The sequence below is a fragment of the Sediminitomix flava genome (assembly GCF_003149185.1).
Lineage (GTDB): Bacteria > Bacteroidota > Bacteroidia > Cytophagales > Flammeovirgaceae > Sediminitomix > Sediminitomix flava.
This window is the reverse complement of record NZ_QGDO01000003.1, coordinates 819,864-837,762: the sequence shown is the minus strand read 5'-3', so window position 1 is coordinate 837,762 and position 17,899 is coordinate 819,864. Positions and strand designations below refer to the sequence as shown.

Below are 17,899 nucleotides of genomic sequence, written 5' to 3'. Positions count from 1 at the left end.
GTACCCCATATGAAGAAAGTAGAAAAACGTAACGGACAAACAGTAGCTTTTTTAACTTCTAAAATCGTGAAAGCGATAAAGTTAGCTATGGTTTCTTCTGACCAAGAGTCACCAGAAGCAGCACAACAAATCGCTAAAGAAATCAAAGCAGAAACCAACGACCTTACCTCCATCTACGAAATTGAAAAGATGGTTGAAAACAAACTAATGAACTATGGCCTTTATGATACTGCTAGACAATATATTGGCTACAGACACATGAGGGCTGAAGAGCGCGCAAGAGATACAGAATTGATGCAACGCGTGCGTGATATTATCACGTTAAAAAATATTGAGAATGAAAATGCGAATATGAATGAGTATGTTTTCACAGCAAAACTCACTCGTATAGCCAATGAAACTTCTGCCAAATACGCCAGAAACAATCTCCTTAGAGAATCTGTATTGGAAGCTTTTGACAACAATGATATTTATATCCATGACTTCAATAGCTATTCTACAGGAATGCACAACTGTATGTTTGTTGACCTTCATGATATCCTTACGAGAGGATTTGAAACTACAAACGGTACCGTAAGAACTCCTAAGACAATTAGAGCTGCAATGCAGTTAGTAGCTGTAATTTTCCAATGCCAGTCCAATCAGCAATTCGGAGGTATTGCATCTAATAAATTTGATTATGATTTGGCTCCTTTCGTGGCAATGTCTTTCTCAAAACATTTCAAAGAAGCTTTCAAATGGGGAATTGAAGAAGGCGCGATTGAAGCTATAAATAAAGATATCATCAGATTGGAAAACGAAGAGCTTCAGTCGAATTATCCTAAAGCATACAAATATGCATTAGATATGACTGAAGAGGAAACTTTCCAATCAGCCGAAGCATTAATCCACAACTTAAATACGCTAGAAAGTAGAGCAGGAAACCAGCTTCCGTTCACTTCGATCAACTACGGAACGGATGTTTCTCCAGAAGGTAGATTGATTATGAAGTCAATGCTTCATGCAAGAATTCAAGGTGTGGGTGTTGATCAAACGACACCAATTTTCCCTATTTCTGTTTTCAAAATCAAAAAAGGAGTAAATGATGTAGCAGGAACTCCTAACTATGATTTGAAGCTTTTAGCGATTGAATCGGCTACTAAAAGGATTTATCCAAACTTTGTAAACTGCGATGCAGAAGCATTTGAACCACAAACGCCTGATGAAGAACCTGCGACAATGGGGTGTCGTACTAGACTTTCATCTAACAGACATGGTTCGAATGGGAAATCTGGAAGAGGAAATATTTCTCCTGTAACTATTAACCTCACAAAATTAGGTATTGACTATGGTGTAGCTTTAGGCGATCGTAAAGAAGCTGACTTGGAAGGTTTCTGGGAAGGTTTAGATAATGTACTAGACATTACAGTTCAAGCCCTACTAGATCGTTATGAATGGCAAGCGAAACAATTTGCAAAGTCTGCTCCATTCATGTATAGAAATAAAGTTTGGAAAGGTAGAGAACTGAATGATGATGAAACTGTAGGAGAAATCTTAAAATCAGGTTCATTAGCCATTGGTTTCTTGGGGCTATCAAATATGCTTGTCGCTATGTTTGGAAAGCATCATGCACAAGATCAAAAAGTGTGGGATTTTGGGTATAAAGTTGTGAACCATATCTACAAGTTTGCTCAAGAAGCTAGTGAAGAACATGATATGAATTTCGGTTGTTATGCAACTCCTGCAGAGTCACTTTGCCATAAACAATTGAAGTTAACAAGAAATCAATATGGTATAATTAAGGGAGTAACAGACAGAGATTATTTGAATAACTCTTTCCACGTTCCTGTGTATCACGATATTTCGATCAAAGAGAAAATTGATACGGAAGCTCCTTTCCATAAAATATGTACAGGTGGTTCTATCACTTATGTAGAATTGGATGGAAATGCTAGAAATAACACCAAAGCAGTTGAAAAGATTGTAGACTACGCAATGTCACAAGGCATTTATTACTTTGCTTTAAACCACCCAATCGATAGCTGCTCAAACTGTGGTTATGAAGGCATCATTGGAGAAGAATGTCCAAAATGTGGAAGCAAAGATGGTGATGTTTATATCAAACGCCTTAGACGTGTTACTGGGTACATTACTGGAGATTACAACAAATACTTCAATGATGGAAAACATTCAGAAGTAAATGATCGTGTGAAACATTCATAATCATTCTAACGAAGTCTTTGTAAAAAGCATTTAATAAAGGAAAGTACCACAGCTGTACTTTCCTTTTTTTACCATCTAATCATTTAATGAGGAAACAACCCTATGTTACATTTAGCAAACTTCATATCGGAAAGTATAAATGAAGGAGAAGGACTCAGAGCCGTCTTTTTCTTTTCGGGTTGCCCTTTTAGATGTCGAGCATGTCATAACCCCGAAATGAGAAATGAATGCTATGGAGAACCTTTCGATGATGATTTGCAAGAAAAGTTTTTAAAGAAAATAGAAGATAATATTCTACTCGATGGAATTACCTTATGTGGTGGAGACCCTTTCTATGATCCGAAAGAGGTATTGAAGTTTGTCAGAAAGTATAAGGAAAGATTTCCATCTCACACTATTTGGTCTTACTCCGGATATACTTGGGAAAGACTTCTTTGGGATGAAGATCGAAAAGCTCTCGCTCAAGAATTAGATGTGTTAATTGATGGTCCTTTTGTACTTCGCCAAAAAGATTTAACCTTAAAATTCAGAGGAAGTTCAAACCAACGAGTAATTGATGTAAAACCATCATTGGAAAAAAACGAGGCTGTCATTCGTTCTGGTTATGAGAATCAATAGTTGGCATAAATCGAAAAAATATGAGAAATCTCATCATCAATAATGAATGATGAGACTTTTTTTATTCTTGACAAATTAGTTTTTTCGCCCTTACAAAAACAATTCACCCCAAAGACATGATTAGAAAATATACCCCAAAAGATAAAAATGAGCTATTAAAATTATTCAGATTAAATAGCCCAAAGTATTTTGATAGTTCTGAGGAAGTTGATTTTGAAGATTATCTTGAGCACGAAATAGAAGATTACTTTATTTACGAGACTAATAATCAAATCATAGGATGTGGCGGTATCAATTACTTTCTGGAAGGAGGAATCGCGAGAATTTCTTGGGATATTATCCATCCCGAATTTCATGGAAAAGGAATTGGTAAAAAGCTTACAGAGAATAGACTTTCTATCATTAGAGAAAATAAAGATATTCAAAAAATAATTGTAAGAACATCCCAAATCGTTTATCCATTCTATGAGAAAATGGGTTTCGAACTAGAAAAAGTGGTAAAAGACTTTTGGGCTGAAAACTATGATCTGTACCAAATGAAAATCAGTTTAAATTAAAAAAATAGCCCCATAAAAGTCTTATGGGGCTATTCTTTTAGATATTTGTTTGCAATTCCTTCGCGACTTCCTCTACTTTATTCCAAACCCGATAAATATTTTTATAACACAGCTTTGCGATATCTTCATCGGAATACCCTCTTTTCAAGAGTTCCTCAATCAGATTAGGATAGTTCGATACATCCTTTAGGTTTCTTGGTAAACTACCCACACCATCATAATCAGAACCGAAACCAACATAATCAATCCCTGCCAACTTCACTATATGATCTATGTGATCTGCTACTCTTTGCACATCTGAAGCAAAAGGATGTTCTTTCTCATATTTTGCCCAAATCTTTTTTGCTTTCCTATCAGATGATTTCAAGCCTTTCTCCTCTAATATTTTAGAGACTTCTTCTTCTGCTTTATCAAATCCTTGTTGTGATTCAATATCAACAAAATAAGAACCAAAATTCACCATTATCACACCTTCATTTTCGGGAATCAATTTGATCATCTCGTCAGACATGTTTCTTTCAAAACCAGGTGTGAATTTTCTTGCCGAAGAATGCGATGCTATAACTGGGGCCTTTGTAACTCTTAGTACTTGGTAAAAAGTGCTATCAGAAACATGAGAAATATCGACCATCATTCCTACTCGATTCATTTCTTCTACAGCCTTGTAACCAAACGGAGATAATCCTCCCCATGTACGTAGAGTGTCATATGAAGAATCACAAATCTGATTTACTTTAGAATGCGTAAGCGTTACATACCTCACTCCTCTTTTATGGAAATACTGGATATTTTTTAAATCTGTTTCAATTGGAGACCCGTTTTCCATTCCCATTGGTAAAGCTATTTTACCTTTAGCAATTATTTCATTAACCTCTGAAGGGCTTGTTGCAATTTCAAATTGTTCTTGATGAATCTCTGTGATCTGATTTACATAATCAATTAAAGAATCAGCAAATGCCTTAGACCTTCCTTCTGTCTCTTGAAATCGAGCAGGAATATAGATACTCATAAAAGGAGCATTCAAACCTCCTTTTTTTGCTCTATAAAAATCAAAATGACCTTCTTTTGTCTTTTTTGCTACATCTAAGAATTCCTTGTGAATTCTAAAACCTTTAACTGTCAAACGGTACGGTAAATCTACATGCCCATCTACAATGATGTTCTCTTGAGCTAGTTTGCTTGCCTTCTTTTTTAAAGATGGTTGAGCATTTACAAGATTTGTTAAGCAAATAATAAGAGTTAGTAATACGGAAAAAAATATTCGCATAGTTAGAATTGATAAATAAAAAAAGAGATCAGTATTGTACTGATCTCCTTGAAGATACTAATATTTTAATTAGATGTCCAATATTAGTGGATAACGTAATTGCTTAACCGAATCGTATTAGGCAGGAAGAACCTCTACACTGTGTGTAATTTCTACAGATGATTTTAACATCTCACCTACTGAACAGTATTTATCAACTCCTAACTCACAAGCCTTTTGAGCTTTTTTCAAATCTACTTCACCATAGATTTTAAATGCAATATGAATTGACTTATAAGGTGAAGGAGCTGTATTAGGATCACGATCTCCCGTTACAGATACTTTGATATCTTTTACGTCTTGTCTTTGCTTTTTTAGGATACCAACTACATCGAACACACTACAACCACCTACGGCAGCTAGCACCAATTGCATAGGAGACATTCCGTTTCCTGCACCTAGTTCTGAGCCTGGTTTTCCATCAATTTCTACCTTATGTCCTTCTGCAGAAACACCCTCAAAATGGATCCCTTCGTTTAGGCGATTTAAGTCTACTGTTACTTCCATAAAACTGTCCTTAATTTTGTAACTCTTATTATTTGTTTAATATTTGTACTTAACTCCCAAAGATCATATTAAAATCTATAAAAATGAAAGAGATTTCTGTACAAGAGCTAAAAAAACTTAAAGATGAAGGAGCTGACTTTCAGCTGATAGATGTTCGTGAACCATATGAGTTCGATCAAGCGAACCTTGGAGGAGAGTTAATCCCACTAGCTACACTATTGGACAACGTAGATAAAATTGATAAAGAAAAGCAAGTTGTTGTACACTGTAGAAGTGGAAAAAGAAGCGCTAACGCAATAATGGTATTGGAACAAAAATTTGGGTATGAGAACCTTCACAACTTAACGGGAGGTATTTTAGCTTATATCGAAGAGATTGACGATTCAATCATCAATCAATAATAATAAAGACCAGCTATTGAGCTGGTCTTTTTTTTAAATATCAACAGTTCTACTAAAAACATCTTCTAAAGCCATAGTAACATCCATATTCTTCAAGCCTTTTAGATTTGAAAAATGATGATGAATTAAATGCCTCATTCGAATATTATTTTCTGCATATACTTTTAATTGCAACGTAAACTCACCACTCACAAAACTACATTCCACTACTTCTGTCAATTTTTTTAGTTTTTCAACAACTAAATTTAAATACTGACCTTCTACAGCCAAACGGATATAAGCACAAGATTCTTTTCCAATCAAAGCAGGATTAATTCCAACAGAAGAAGATGTGATAATTCCACTATCCTTTAGCTTCCCTATCCGCTGATGCACTAATGAATTTGAAATTTTTAAATCTTTAGCAATTTGTGAATACGATTTTCGAGCGTTTTTTAAGAGTTCTTGAAGTATTAGTTTGTCAATACTGTCTATTTTATAGCTACCTTTCACCTTAGTTAAGTGTTACAATGACATTTATAAAGTTCAAAAAGTGTTAATCTAACACAAAATTACATTATCTAGAGAAATAACCTAAAGATTAAAAGAGGAATTTGAACAGTTTACTTAATATTGTGTCAAATGTTAATGAAATGATGAAAAAAGGATTAGATCTGAATTAAATATATTCCTTACCCAATTAACCACACAACGTTAATTAGACACACACTATAGATAAATGCTCTGGCCAATGGTCAGAGTTTTTTCATTTAAAGAGAGTTCATCCCTATTTTATTCTGAGACCTAACCGAATACAGTGAATTTGATAGGGCTTAGTCTGAATTCTTCTGAAAATGTGTTATTTCATTACTATCTTTATTTTAAACTATTGCTTAACAACTTAACACACATGGAACACGCACAATTTTTTGACACGCTATGGAATGAGTACACAAAACGTACTCCTTCAGCAAAACTGATTCACGAGCTTTTCCAAAGTAAAGGTGAGTCTGAAATCTTGAACGATCATATTGCTATAAGAACATACAATCACCCAGAAATTGGTGTTGAAGCAATGTCTCGTCCGTTCTTAGCAGTTGGTTACGAAGCTAAGGGAGAATATAGATTTGAAAAAAAGAAACTAAAAGCAGTTCACTTTGAACACAAAACTGATAGAAATGCACCTAAAGTATTTATCAGTGAATTGTGTGTTGAAGAGCTATCCTCTAAAGCACAAGAAACAATCAAAAATGTTGTTTCAGCTATAGATTTTAATCAACTTAACACTGAGCAGTTAGTATTGCAGGGTAGAGTTTGGGGTACACCTTCTCATGCTACTTATGCGGCTTTATTAGAAGAGTCAGAGTATGCTGCTTGGGTATATGTTTATGGTTTTTGTATTAACCACTTTACAGTAAATGTAAATGCACTACAGAACTTCGAAACGCTTGAGTCTGTGAACCAACTCTTGAAAGACAACGGCTATGCCATGAATACTTCTGGTGGAGAAATTAAAGGAACTCCAGCACAACTCCTAGAGCAGTCTAGCACTTTGGCTGATAAGTATTCAGTTGAATTTCAAGAAGGGACTTACGATATCCCATCTTGTTATTATGAGTTTGCTAGAAGATATCCTCAAGCAGATGGCGAATTGTATCATGGATTTATTGCTTCTTCTGCAGATAAAATCTTTGAAAGTACTGATGTGAAACAAGCTGCTAAATAATTAGACTGTAAAACACATAATGAAAGAGAGACTCTGAAAAGCGTCTCTCTTTATTTTTTCTCTTCATTTAGGAAAGAAATCACAAAGCTTTCTAATTCTTTAAAGAAATTGAAAAACAGTTCTTCTAACTCAGAATAGTATTTATCTAGCCAAAGCACTCCATTATCTAATCCTGCCTTTCCACCTGTCCTTCTATTTATACCTTTTAAACTTCGGTCAATTCCATCGAATTCAGCATATCTGATCAGCCAATTATCTTGAATCATGAAAGGTAAAAAAGCTTGTACACGTTCGGGCATTTGATTTTGATAAAACTGAAAATTATCAAATACAGAATGTGAGAATTTTAATAAAGTATCTGAATGATAGTTTGACCAATTTTTTGCAAGAAAGTGATCAAAAAACACATCCATAGCTACAGGAGCATATCTTTTTGCTTCAGTACGAATTACTTGACAAGCTTCTTTAAAAAGAGGATGACTATCGGTATAAGAATCTATCTGACGGTGTAAGATTATTCCTTTCTGAAAGTCACCTTCGTAATTCAAGTAGTTTTTCCCTTTCACAAAGTCACCTATAAAATTACCTACCATCAATTCTCTATTCTCTCCCGAGAGGTATATATGTGCTAAAAAATTCATATTTAGATCTTTATAAAAACAAAAGTAGTCATATTGATTTACAACACATCAATATGACTACTTAATAATGTTTAGCTCAAGGTCTTAAAACTTACACCAAAGCTGCATGTAATACCTCAATTGGATGAAGTGCTACACGGTCTGTACCATCTTTAATCTGGTGTCTACAGCTTGTACCTGCAGCTACAATTTCGACTTCTTTTGGTTGTTTTCTTACCGTAGGGAAAAGAACCAATTCACCGATTTCCATTGAAATATCATAGTGTTCTTTTTCATATCCAAAAGACCCTGCCATACCACAACAGCCTGAAGGAATCATGTGAACTTTATAATTTTCTGGAAGCTCAAGCATAATTTTAGAAGGCGTTAGAGATGACAATGCTTTTTGGTGACAGTGGCCATGTAACTTCATCAACTTCTCTTCCTTCGTAAACTGATCTTTAGTGATTCGACCTGCTTTTACTTCTCTCGCAATAAATTCTTCAAAAGTGAAGGTATGTTTAGCCAATTCCTCTGCTTGTTCTTTCTGATAATCATGGCACAAATCTTTGTACTCATCTCTGAAAGTCAAAATTGCTGATGGTTCAATACCAACAAGAGGTGTTTCTTCTGAAATCAAGTTTTTGAGAAGTTCGATATTTCTGACAGCTATATCTTTCGCTTCATCTAAAAGACCTTTTGACAAGTACGTTCTTCCACTTTCGATATGTTTTGGAATCACTACTTCATACCCCAATCTTTCTAATAGTTCAAAACCTTTAATACCAATTGTTGTATCATTGAAGTTCGTAAACTCATCATTGAATAGATAAACCTTCTTGTCAGCCTTTGTCTCTTGAACAGCTTTTGAGTGTTTCAAGTACCACTTCAATAAAGTTGTTTTGTAGTATTTAGGAACCGATCTTTTTGGAGCAAAACCTGAAACAGACTTAAAGATATCTCCAGTAATTGGTGCAGAAATAAATAAGTTACTTAAACGAGGGAACATCGTTGCCAAAGTACTCATTCTACTGAAGTTGGCAATCATTTTTGTTCTGCTAGGAATTTTCCCTTTTGACTTATAATATTGGTGGATATACTCAGCCTTCATTTTTGCCATATCGACATTTGAAGGACATTCTGCCTTACAACCCTTACATGACAAACAAAGGTCTAATACTTCCAATACTTCCTCTCTTTCAAATGGATTACTGATTTCAGTATTTGAAAGGAATTCTCTTAGAATATTTGCTCTAGCACGAGTAGTTTCTTTCTCGTTTTTGCTAGCCATGTAACTCGGACACATTGTTCCTCCCGACAGCTCTGTCTTACGGCAGTCTCCTGAGCCATTACAAAGTTCTGCCGATCTTAGAAGTCCTTCATTTTTGCTAAAATCAAAAGCCGTCTCATAATCTGGCGTTTGATAATCTGGCATGTACCTCAATGAAGAGTTCATTGCAGGGGTCTTCACAATCTTATTTGGATTGAAGATATTTTTAGGATCCCATGCTTTCTTTACATCCTCAAGTAGTTTATAGTTTTTGTCGCCAATCATGAAAGGGATAAACTCTCCTCTCAATCGACCATCCCCATGTTCACCACTCAAAGAACCTTTGTATTTCTTGACCAATTCTGCAATATCTGTAGCGACTTGCTTGAATAGCTGATTTCCTTCCTCTGTTTTTAGATTTATAATTGGACGAAGGTGCAATTCTCCAGAACCAGCATGAGCATAGTGTACACAGAAAAGATTTCGTTCTTTTAGCTTCTCATTAAACTCTGCAATGTAAGCAGGTAAATCTTCTACATCTACAGCGGTATCCTCAATTACAGCAACAGGTTTAGCATCTCCAGGAATATTTGATAGCAAGCCTAATCCTGCTTTTCTGAGCGTCCAAACCTTTTTGATATCATCCCCTTTAACTATTGGATAATGATAGCCATAGCCCGCTTCTTTCATTTCAGCAATCAGCTTTGCACAATCTGCATCCAATTCTTCTTCTGAATGTCTAGAAAGCTCAATTACAAGGATTGCTCCCGGTTCACCTTCAACAAAGAACCTATTTTCTCTTTGCCCTATATTCTCTTTAGTACAATCCAAAATATAATGATCCATCAACTCTACGGCAGAAGGATTATATTTTAAAGAAATTAAGTTAGCCTTTAATGATTCATCTATGGTGTTGAAATGTCCACAGATCAGACCTTTATATTTTGGAGGAGTTTGATCTACATGAAGCTTAATTTCAGTAATAAACATCAGTGTTCCTTCAGAACCTGATACCAACTCTGAGAAATTAAAAGATTTACCACCTTCAGTAAAAGGCTCCATGTGCAAAAGCATATCTAGAGCATAACCTGTATTACGACGAGGAATAGATGGCTTTGGATATTTTGAAACAATTTCCTCTTTATTTTCAGTATCTGAGAGAATATCGTACGCAGATTTATAAATCTGACCTTCTAAATCTTCTTGTGTTCGCTTTTGATCGAATTCTTCTAGACTAATATCTTTAAACTCAACAGGACTACCATCAGAAAGATACCCTTTCAAAGAAAGTACATGATCTCTTGTAGCACCATAGATTACTGAGTTCGAACCACAAGAGTTGTTACCAACCATACCACCAATCATAGCTCGGTTAGCCGTAGAAGTTTCTGGTCCAAAGAATAAGCCGAAATCTTTTAGGTGCATATTAAGTTCATCCCTAACAACACCAGGCTGTAAACGAACCCATGATTCTTCCTTATTAACTTCTAATATTTGGGTAAAATGTTTAGAAACATCAACAACAATTCCATCTCCTACAACTTGTCCAGCCAAAGATGTACCCGCTGTTCGAGGAATAAGTGACGTATTATTTTTATTCGCAAAAGTAATCAGTTGTTGTATATCGGATTCGTTTTTTGGGATAGCTACAGCTAAAGGCATCTCTCTATATGCAGAGGCGTCAGTAGCATAAAGTCTCCTCATTGTTTCGTTAAAAAATAACTCACCCGTCAATTCGTTAGCCAATTGTCTCAGTTTCTTCTCCATGTCAGTCAAGTATTGAAAGAATCAATTTCACATCTAGAAAATCGATAAGCTATTGAGGTACAAATCTATACCCAATAATCTGATAGCTTACATATTTTTTAAGATATACAAATATAATTGTTGGTTTTCATAATTTTCTAATTAAATTGTAATATAAGATGATTAATTTCAATATATTATTTCTCATCTATATACAATGGAAAAATCACTGCTCTCTCTTCATAGTCCACCTTACAACCTAACGATTGCCGTCAGATGTGTTGTTGCTGTTAAATACTCTATTAGGATTCGAGAGAACTTTATTATATAAAGATTAGTGAATTGTCCACACTCCCTTTTGGCATTTTAGCCTTAAGGGATTTTTTATATCTGCAATTTCGGGTATTCTGAATTTAGATTCATCATAGATTTCAGTGATACCACAAAAAGGAAAATAAGGATAGAACTCCCATTTTTAGGTATAAAAAAATGAATCACCCTAAGATTAAACTCAGAATGATTCATCAATAAATTTATAACTAAAGCTTATTTCTTAATTAGCTTCAATTGTTCTCAACAATAGTAAACTTTGTACAAAGCTATAAATTGCAGCCTCTCCATGTACACTTTTACCTTCTTCTATTGCTGGAGTGAACTGATCTAATTCTATATAATTCACAGTAGCACCTCCATCTGACATACTAGCTACAGTAGCCTCTGTACTTTCTACAGCGATGATTTCATCTTGAGTATGATGATAGAAAGTAATTGGGGCTGTTGGAGTCCAATCATGAACGCTATTTGCTTCAAAATATTGATCTAAAACAGTTGTCCCTTCATCACTTCTCAAATTAGCCAAGAAATCTGTATTGAATAAATCAGCTAAGTTTTGAGTTAATTGAAGGTTTATACCATCTACATTTGCTGTACCATTTAATAACTCTGGTAATTTAGATGCATACGTAGGATTAAAATAATCTGTCAATTCTCCTTTAACATACAAATTGTTATAGGTAAGGATCGGCATAGTAAGCAATACTGGTGAAGGATAAGTATCCTCTGCTACAATATTTGCAATTAGCGTCTTCAAATCATAACCACCAGCTCCAGGAGCATTAGCTGTTACAATGATATCAGATTCATTTTCTTGAATATATTTATGCGTTGCTAGAGCTGAATACCCTCCTTGAGAATATCCTGTAATATAGAATTCATCAGTTTTTTGAACTTCTAATTCTTCCAACGCTTCCAAAACAGCTCTATACATATCAATAGATGCGGTAGCTGTATATCTATAGTCAAAGTATGGATGATCTAAATCTGCTGAAGCACCAAATCCGATTAAGTCAGGAGTAAAAGTGATATACTCTGCCCCAGCAAAAAGTTCATATACAGGAATTCCACTTAAAGATGGAGCATCTACATCTCTTGTGATCGTCCCTCTTTGAGCCAATAGCAATGGATAAGCATTAGTCATCGCATCATCTGGAACAGATAAAACTCCAGATAATTCTACTTCATTTCCTTCATAAATTGATCGGTAGGTAATCACATACGCTTTAATCCCTTTTGTGAAATAATTTGCCACATCAGGGCCATATCCTAGTTGAACTAGAGCTTTAAGTGTTTCCTCTGTATGTTCTAGTTTCAAACTTTTGTCAACAAGGTATACATTTGAGGATGGTTGTTCTTGTTCTTCATCATTATTGAGTAAATCTTCACATGAAGAAAAAACTCCTAGAAAAAAGAATAGTAGTAAATAGCTGGTGAGCTTTCTATAGTGAGTATTCATATAAATAGTTATTGATAAAATAAAAAAAGCATAAGTAGTATTTACCGTTAAAGGCTTTACTACTTATGCTAATCTAACAAATACTTTTCCAAAAGTCACACAATAATAGTTCAAGTAGAACTAAAAAATATTATAAGCGATAAAAGCACCTCCATATGCCAATACAAACATGTAAAGTGTTTGTACAATTGGCCATTTCCAACTCTTAGTTTCTCTTTTCACTACAGCCAATGTAGCCATACATTGCATTGCAAAAACATAGAATATAAGTAGAGCCATTGAGCTTGCCCTTGAATATACTTTTTCTCCTGTAATAGGATTGACATCTTTCGCCATTTTATCAAAAACGGTTCGTTCATCATCTCCAGCACTTCCTACACTATAAATTGTAGCCATCGTACCAACAAATACCTCTCTTGCTGCAAATGATGAAATCAGAGAAATACCAATCTTCCAATCAAATCCTAAAGGGCGAATTGTAGGCTCAATCACTTTCCCTAAAATACCTGCATAAGACACTTCAAGTTTCTTAGAACTGATAAGGTCTTGAGTGGCTTGCTCATCTAAATGATGTTGTTCAGCCAATTCAATTGCTTGTGATTCGGCTTGCTCGAATTTACCTTCGGGACCATAGGATGCTAAAGCCCAAAGTACAATTGATATCACAATGATAATTTGCCCTGCCTCAAGTGCAAATGCTTTTACTTTTTCATAAACCACAAATACAATATTTTTCCAATAGGGAACTTTGTAATCAGGCATTTCAAGCATCAAATAAGCAGATTCTTGAGTTTTAATAATTTTCTTTAGTACCCAAGCAGAACCTAATGCAGCAACAACCCCAAGAAGGTAAAGCCCCATAATTACAATTCCTTGTGTATTGAAAATCCAAATCTTAGAAGTAGCAGGAACTACAAAAGCAACTAATAAAGTATAAACAGGGATACGAGCAGAACAACTGATAAGTGGCGTTACCATAATTGTGATTAAACGCTCTTTCCAGTTACTGATTGTACGGGTAGACATGATTGCAGGAATTGCACAAGCCCCTCCTGAAAGTAAAGCAATCAAACTTCTACCATTCAGTCCAAACTTTTGCATCAGTCTATCGGACAAATAAACTGCTCTTGCCATATATCCTACTTCTTCCATAATACTAATGAAGAAAAATAGGATAGCAATCTGAGGAATAAAGACAAGTACACCACCCAAACCTGCTAGAAGTCCATCAGTGATAAGATCATTTAAAAGGCCTGAAGGAAGCGTATTTTTAGTGAAGACCGTAAGACTGGCAAAACCTTCTTCAATTAGATCCATAGGGTAGCTTGCCCAAGAAAAGATTGCTTGGAACATCAAGAATAGGAATAAGAAAAATATTCCAGTTCCTAAAATTGGATGTGTAAGAATCTGATCTAAACGATCTGAGAAAGAAATATTCGGATTAGGTTCTTCTTTAATTGCATTTTTAACGATTGGCTGAAATTCATCGTAACGAGCCATCGTTTCATCTATCTGGTATTTAATACGAGGAAATGAAGCTTCTTGACAGATTTCATCAACAAGTTGAACATCACTTTTAGAAAGGTGAGGTAGGTTTTTATAATGGTGAGCAGTCAATTGAGCTAAATAGGCATTTTTTATCCCTAATCTAGCTTGAATTTGCTCTTGTGCCTTATTTTTTAATGACGGATAATGGCTAACAAAAGTATTATCATCTTTTGTAGTTACAGCTAACTCTTGAAGAAGGTTTTCAATAGTAGTTTTCAAATCTAAGATACCTGTACCTTCTCTAGCGTCTGTACAAACGATCTCTACCCCTAACTTCTTTTTCAGATATGGGATATCGACAGTAATACCCTGTTCTTTAGCCAAATCAATCATATTGATAACTAAAACAACAGGTAAATTTAAATCTCTGAGTTGGGTCAATAAGAGTAAATGTCGTTCTAGGCTTGTGACATCTGCAACGTAAACTACTGCATCGGGATAATCTTGATTGTTGGGGTTAGAGAGTACATTCAGAACAACTCTTTCATCTAAAGATGTCGGATATAAACTGTAAGTACCCGGAAAATCTACTATTTCAATTTTTTGACCTGAAGGCAAAATTGAAGTACCTGTTTTTTTATCTACAGTTACCCCCGGAAAGTTTCCTACTTTTTGTCTTAGTCCAGTTAGTTGGTTAAAAATAGATGATTTCCCCACATTAGGATTACCTAGAAGGGCTACCCTTTTTCCTCTCTGCGTAGTCTCCATTATTATTTTTTTGAAATCGCTTAGTCTACAATAATATTTTTCAACTCCTCTTCTCGAAATGCAAAGCTTAAACCTGCAATTTTCATATAATATGCACCACCAAAAGGTGCTCTACGTACGATAGTTACTTCACTACCCGGAAGACATCCAATTTCTAGCATTTTACTAGCTAAAGCCTCATCTTTAAAACTTTGAATGTTAGCAGTTTCTCCAAAGGCTAAGTCTACGGCTGATTTTATATTTCCCATAATCCTATTTAGACTTATTTTAAGTAAGATGTCAAATTTAAGAATTGAAATTGTATTTGGAATAAATCTTAATAAAAAATCACATTTTAATTTATGTTAATTCAAGTTGGATCCGTGACTTTTCGGTTGAAAAACAATTTTTAGTATTTTTTTTCGACTCACTTTAGAACTCATTTTCAGTTAAAAAGTTTGATCAACACTTAAATTCCTAACAGCAATATAGGCTCTCAGACTGCTAAACATTCCTTTTTTTATTATATTTCGACTTATGAGAGTTTGTATTGCAGAGAAACCGAGTGTTGCGAAAGAGATCGCTCAAGTCATAGGCGCTAAACAGCGTAGAGATGGATACTTTGAAGGGAATGGCTACCAAGTAACTTGGACATTCGGGCATCTGTGTACCCTAAAAGAACCTCATGATTACGATCAGACGCTAAAACGTTGGGACTTAACAACCCTTCCAATTATTCCTGTACGTTTTGCAATTAAGCTAATCGATGATGACGGAGTTAGAAAACAGTTCAACACTATTGAACGTCTTTTACAAAGTGCTTCAGAAGTCATAAACTGTGGTGATGCTGGGCAAGAAGGAGAAGTTATACAGCGTTGGGTTTTAGCAAAAGCAAAATATAACAAGCCCACCAAAAGACTTTGGATTTCATCATTGACTGATGAGGCGATCCGAGCAGGTTTTCAAAACTTGAAAGAAAGCACAGAATTTGACCAACTATTTGCTGCTGGTAGCTCAAGAGCTATCGGAGATTGGCTTTTAGGTATCAATGCGACTAGGCTTTACACTGTAAAATTTGGTGGATTTAAACAGATGCTTTCCATCGGTAGAGTTCAGACACCTACCCTTGCCATGATCGTAAATCGTTATGAAGAGATTCAGAACTTTAAACCCGAGAAATATTGGGAATTAAAAACGAAATACAAAGACGTTCTATTCTCGGCAAAGCAAGGTCGATTTAAAGTCAAAGAAAAAGGAGAAGAAGCAATTAAGACGATTGCAAATAAACCTTTTACCGTTGAAGATTTCTCCAAAAAGAAAGGAAAGGAACTTCCCCCTCCACTTTTGGACTTAACATCTTTACAGGTTGAGTGTAACAAAAAGTTGGGCTTATCAGCAGATCAGACCCTTAAAACAGCTCAGACACTTTATGAGAAAAAATTCTTAACCTACCCGAGAGTTGATACCACTCACCTACCGAACGATCAATACAAGGAAATCCCAAGTATTCTGAAGTCAATGACTGCTTATCAGCAACAAGTTGCTCCACTACTTGGTAAGCCAATACGAAAGTCAAAAAAGGTATTTGATGATAAAAAAGTGACCGATCACCATGCAATCATCCCTACCAAAATAACTCCGAGAAGTCTTTCGCAACAAGAGCAAGCTGTTTATAATATTGTTGCTTTAAGATTCTTGGCAGCTTTCTATCCAGACTGTCTTGTTTCTAAAACAGAGGTATTGGGTAAAGTAGAAGAAATTGATTTTAAAGCTACAGGTAAACAAATTCTTGATCCGGGGTGGAGAGTTTTATTTCCGAAAGAGAAAAAGAAGAATGATAAAGATGAGGAACAAATTCTCCCTGAATTTCAAAAAGGGGAAAGTGGACCTCATGAACCTCAGCTTGACGAGAAAGAAACAAAACCGCCAAAACCTTTTACAGAAGCTACTCTTCTGAGAGCAATGGAAACAGCGGGTAAACAGGTTGATGATGAAGAATTACGTTCTCTGATGAAAGAGAATGGAATTGGTCGTCCTTCTACCCGAGCAAACATTATTGAAACACTTTTCAGACGTAAATATATTAGAAAAGTACGTAAATCGATTGAGCCTACTCCTACAGGTCAACAATTGATTCATACGATTCAGAATGACCTTCTCAAGTCGGCAGAACTTACTGGCCAGTGGGAAAGTAAACTTCGCAAAATTGAAGATGGAGAATATCAAATCGATCAGTTCATGACTGAATTGAAAGATATGGTAACAAGCATTGTAAACTTTGTGAAATACAAGCAAGCTAATTTCACTATTGCATCAGCAGAGGAGAAAACGGAAAAGCCTAAGAAAAAAGCTAGTCCAAAAGCTAAAGCTCTTACCTGTCCGAAGTGTAAAAATCATGAGATGATTAAAGGAAAAGCGGCTTATGGTTGTACAGGATTTAAAGACAAAAGCTGTGATTTCACTTTAGCTTTTGAAATTGAAGGGAAAAAATTGACAGATAAGCAATTGGAATCCTTAATTCTGAAAGGAAAAACACCTGTCATCAAAGGATTTAAGAAGGATGGGAAAACAATCTCGGCTAGTGTCATTTTGAATGACAACTTCTCTCCCGAACTGACTATCCAAGAAGATGCTCCTCTCATCTGCCCTAAGTGTGGAATAGGGAAATTACTCAAAGGAAAAGCGGCATATGGCTGTAGCCAATGGAAAGAAGGTTGCAATTTTAAAGTGCCTTTCACTTTCTTCAACAAAACACTTTCTGAAAACCAACTCAAACAATTAATACAGAAAGGTCAGACACCTTTAATCAAGGGCTTTGACAAAGGTGATGGTCAAAAAATAAATGCGAAAATCATTCTTGACCCGAATAAAACACCGCAATTTGTTGAAGACAATTAATAAAAATCCCCAAGCTTGAATTACTTAAGCTTGGGGATTTTC

14 protein-coding genes are annotated in these 17,899 nt (G+C 35.3%); 6 read left to right on the top strand and 8 right to left on the bottom strand.

What is annotated here, in order from left to right; translation table 11 throughout:
• Positions 1-9 precede the first annotated feature (9 nt).
• From BC781_RS14975 to BC781_RS14965, 3 genes are all read left to right on the top strand, one after another.
• Positions 10-2,202, top strand: a complete 2,193-nt coding sequence (locus BC781_RS14975) for an anaerobic ribonucleoside triphosphate reductase (RefSeq protein WP_109619160.1) — start codon at positions 10-12, stop codon at positions 2,200-2,202.
• A 102-nt stretch (positions 2,203-2,304) separates the two neighbouring features.
• Positions 2,305-2,820 carry an anaerobic ribonucleoside-triphosphate reductase activating protein gene (nrdG, locus tag BC781_RS14970; protein WP_109619158.1) on the top strand — a complete coding sequence of 172 codons (516 nt, stop codon included), beginning with the start codon at positions 2,305-2,307 and terminating at the stop codon, positions 2,818-2,820.
• 116 nt (positions 2,821-2,936) lie between these two features.
• Positions 2,937-3,377, top strand: coding sequence for a GNAT family N-acetyltransferase (locus BC781_RS14965; protein ID WP_109619156.1), 441 nt, complete (start codon positions 2,937-2,939; stop codon positions 3,375-3,377).
• Between the two features lie 37 nt (positions 3,378-3,414).
• Here BC781_RS14965 and BC781_RS14960 read toward each other — a convergent pair whose 3' ends face one another.
• Both BC781_RS14960 and BC781_RS14955 read right to left on the bottom strand, forming a co-directional pair.
• Positions 3,415-4,644: a dipeptidase gene (locus tag BC781_RS14960; RefSeq protein WP_109619154.1), complete on the bottom strand. Its 1,230-nt coding sequence runs from the start codon at positions 4,642-4,644 to the stop codon at positions 3,415-3,417.
• Positions 4,645-4,761: 117 nt separating this feature from the next.
• Positions 4,762-5,190 carry an OsmC family protein gene (locus BC781_RS14955; RefSeq protein ID WP_109619152.1) on the bottom strand — a complete coding sequence of 143 codons (429 nt, stop codon included), beginning with the start codon at positions 5,188-5,190 and terminating at the stop codon, positions 4,762-4,764.
• 83 nt (positions 5,191-5,273) lie between these two features.
• On the opposite strand from BC781_RS14955, the gene BC781_RS14950 reads away from it, so the two are divergent.
• Complete coding sequence (locus tag BC781_RS14950; protein ID WP_109619150.1) at positions 5,274-5,591, top strand: rhodanese-like domain-containing protein; 318 nt, start codon at positions 5,274-5,276, stop codon at positions 5,589-5,591.
• Positions 5,592-5,624: 33 nt separating this feature from the next.
• Here the strand turns inward: BC781_RS14950 and BC781_RS14945 are convergent, their stop codons facing one another.
• Positions 5,625-6,083 carry an Lrp/AsnC family transcriptional regulator gene (locus tag BC781_RS14945; RefSeq protein ID WP_109619147.1) on the bottom strand — a complete coding sequence of 153 codons (459 nt, stop codon included), beginning with the start codon at positions 6,081-6,083 and terminating at the stop codon, positions 5,625-5,627.
• 397 nt (positions 6,084-6,480) lie between these two features.
• Here BC781_RS14945 and BC781_RS14940 point away from each other — a divergent pair, with 397 nt between their 5' ends.
• On the top strand, positions 6,481-7,296 hold the full coding sequence (locus tag BC781_RS14940; protein WP_109619145.1) for a DUF1338 domain-containing protein: 816 nt from the start codon (positions 6,481-6,483) through the stop codon (positions 7,294-7,296).
• Positions 7,297-7,346: 50 nt separating this feature from the next.
• On the opposite strand, the gene BC781_RS14935 is transcribed toward BC781_RS14940, so the two are convergent.
• The 5 genes from BC781_RS14935 to BC781_RS14915 all read right to left on the bottom strand — a co-directional run bounded on the left by BC781_RS14935 (position 7,347) and on the right by BC781_RS14915 (position 15,228).
• A complete protein-coding gene (locus BC781_RS14935) occupies positions 7,347-7,937 on the bottom strand; it encodes an acyl carrier protein phosphodiesterase (protein ID WP_109619143.1) in 591 nt (196 codons plus the stop codon).
• Positions 7,938-8,028: 91 nt separating this feature from the next.
• Complete coding sequence (locus tag BC781_RS14930; RefSeq protein ID WP_109619141.1) at positions 8,029-10,953, bottom strand: FAD-binding and (Fe-S)-binding domain-containing protein; 2,925 nt, start codon at positions 10,951-10,953, stop codon at positions 8,029-8,031.
• Between the two features lie 532 nt (positions 10,954-11,485).
• Complete coding sequence (locus tag BC781_RS14925; RefSeq protein ID WP_109619139.1) at positions 11,486-12,724, bottom strand: lipase family protein; 1,239 nt, start codon at positions 12,722-12,724, stop codon at positions 11,486-11,488.
• Between the two features lie 120 nt (positions 12,725-12,844).
• Entirely contained in the window at positions 12,845-14,980 is a 2,136-nt protein-coding gene (gene feoB / locus BC781_RS14920) for a ferrous iron transport protein B (RefSeq protein ID WP_109619137.1), read from the bottom strand.
• Positions 14,981-15,000: 20 nt separating this feature from the next.
• Positions 15,001-15,228, bottom strand: coding sequence for a FeoA family protein (locus tag BC781_RS14915; protein ID WP_245935622.1), 228 nt, complete (start codon positions 15,226-15,228; stop codon positions 15,001-15,003).
• 268 nt (positions 15,229-15,496) lie between these two features.
• On the opposite strand from BC781_RS14915, the gene BC781_RS14910 reads away from it, so the two are divergent.
• Positions 15,497-17,857, top strand: a complete 2,361-nt coding sequence (locus BC781_RS14910) for a type IA DNA topoisomerase (protein ID WP_109619134.1) — start codon at positions 15,497-15,499, stop codon at positions 17,855-17,857.
• The last annotated feature ends 42 nt before the right edge of the window (positions 17,858-17,899 follow it).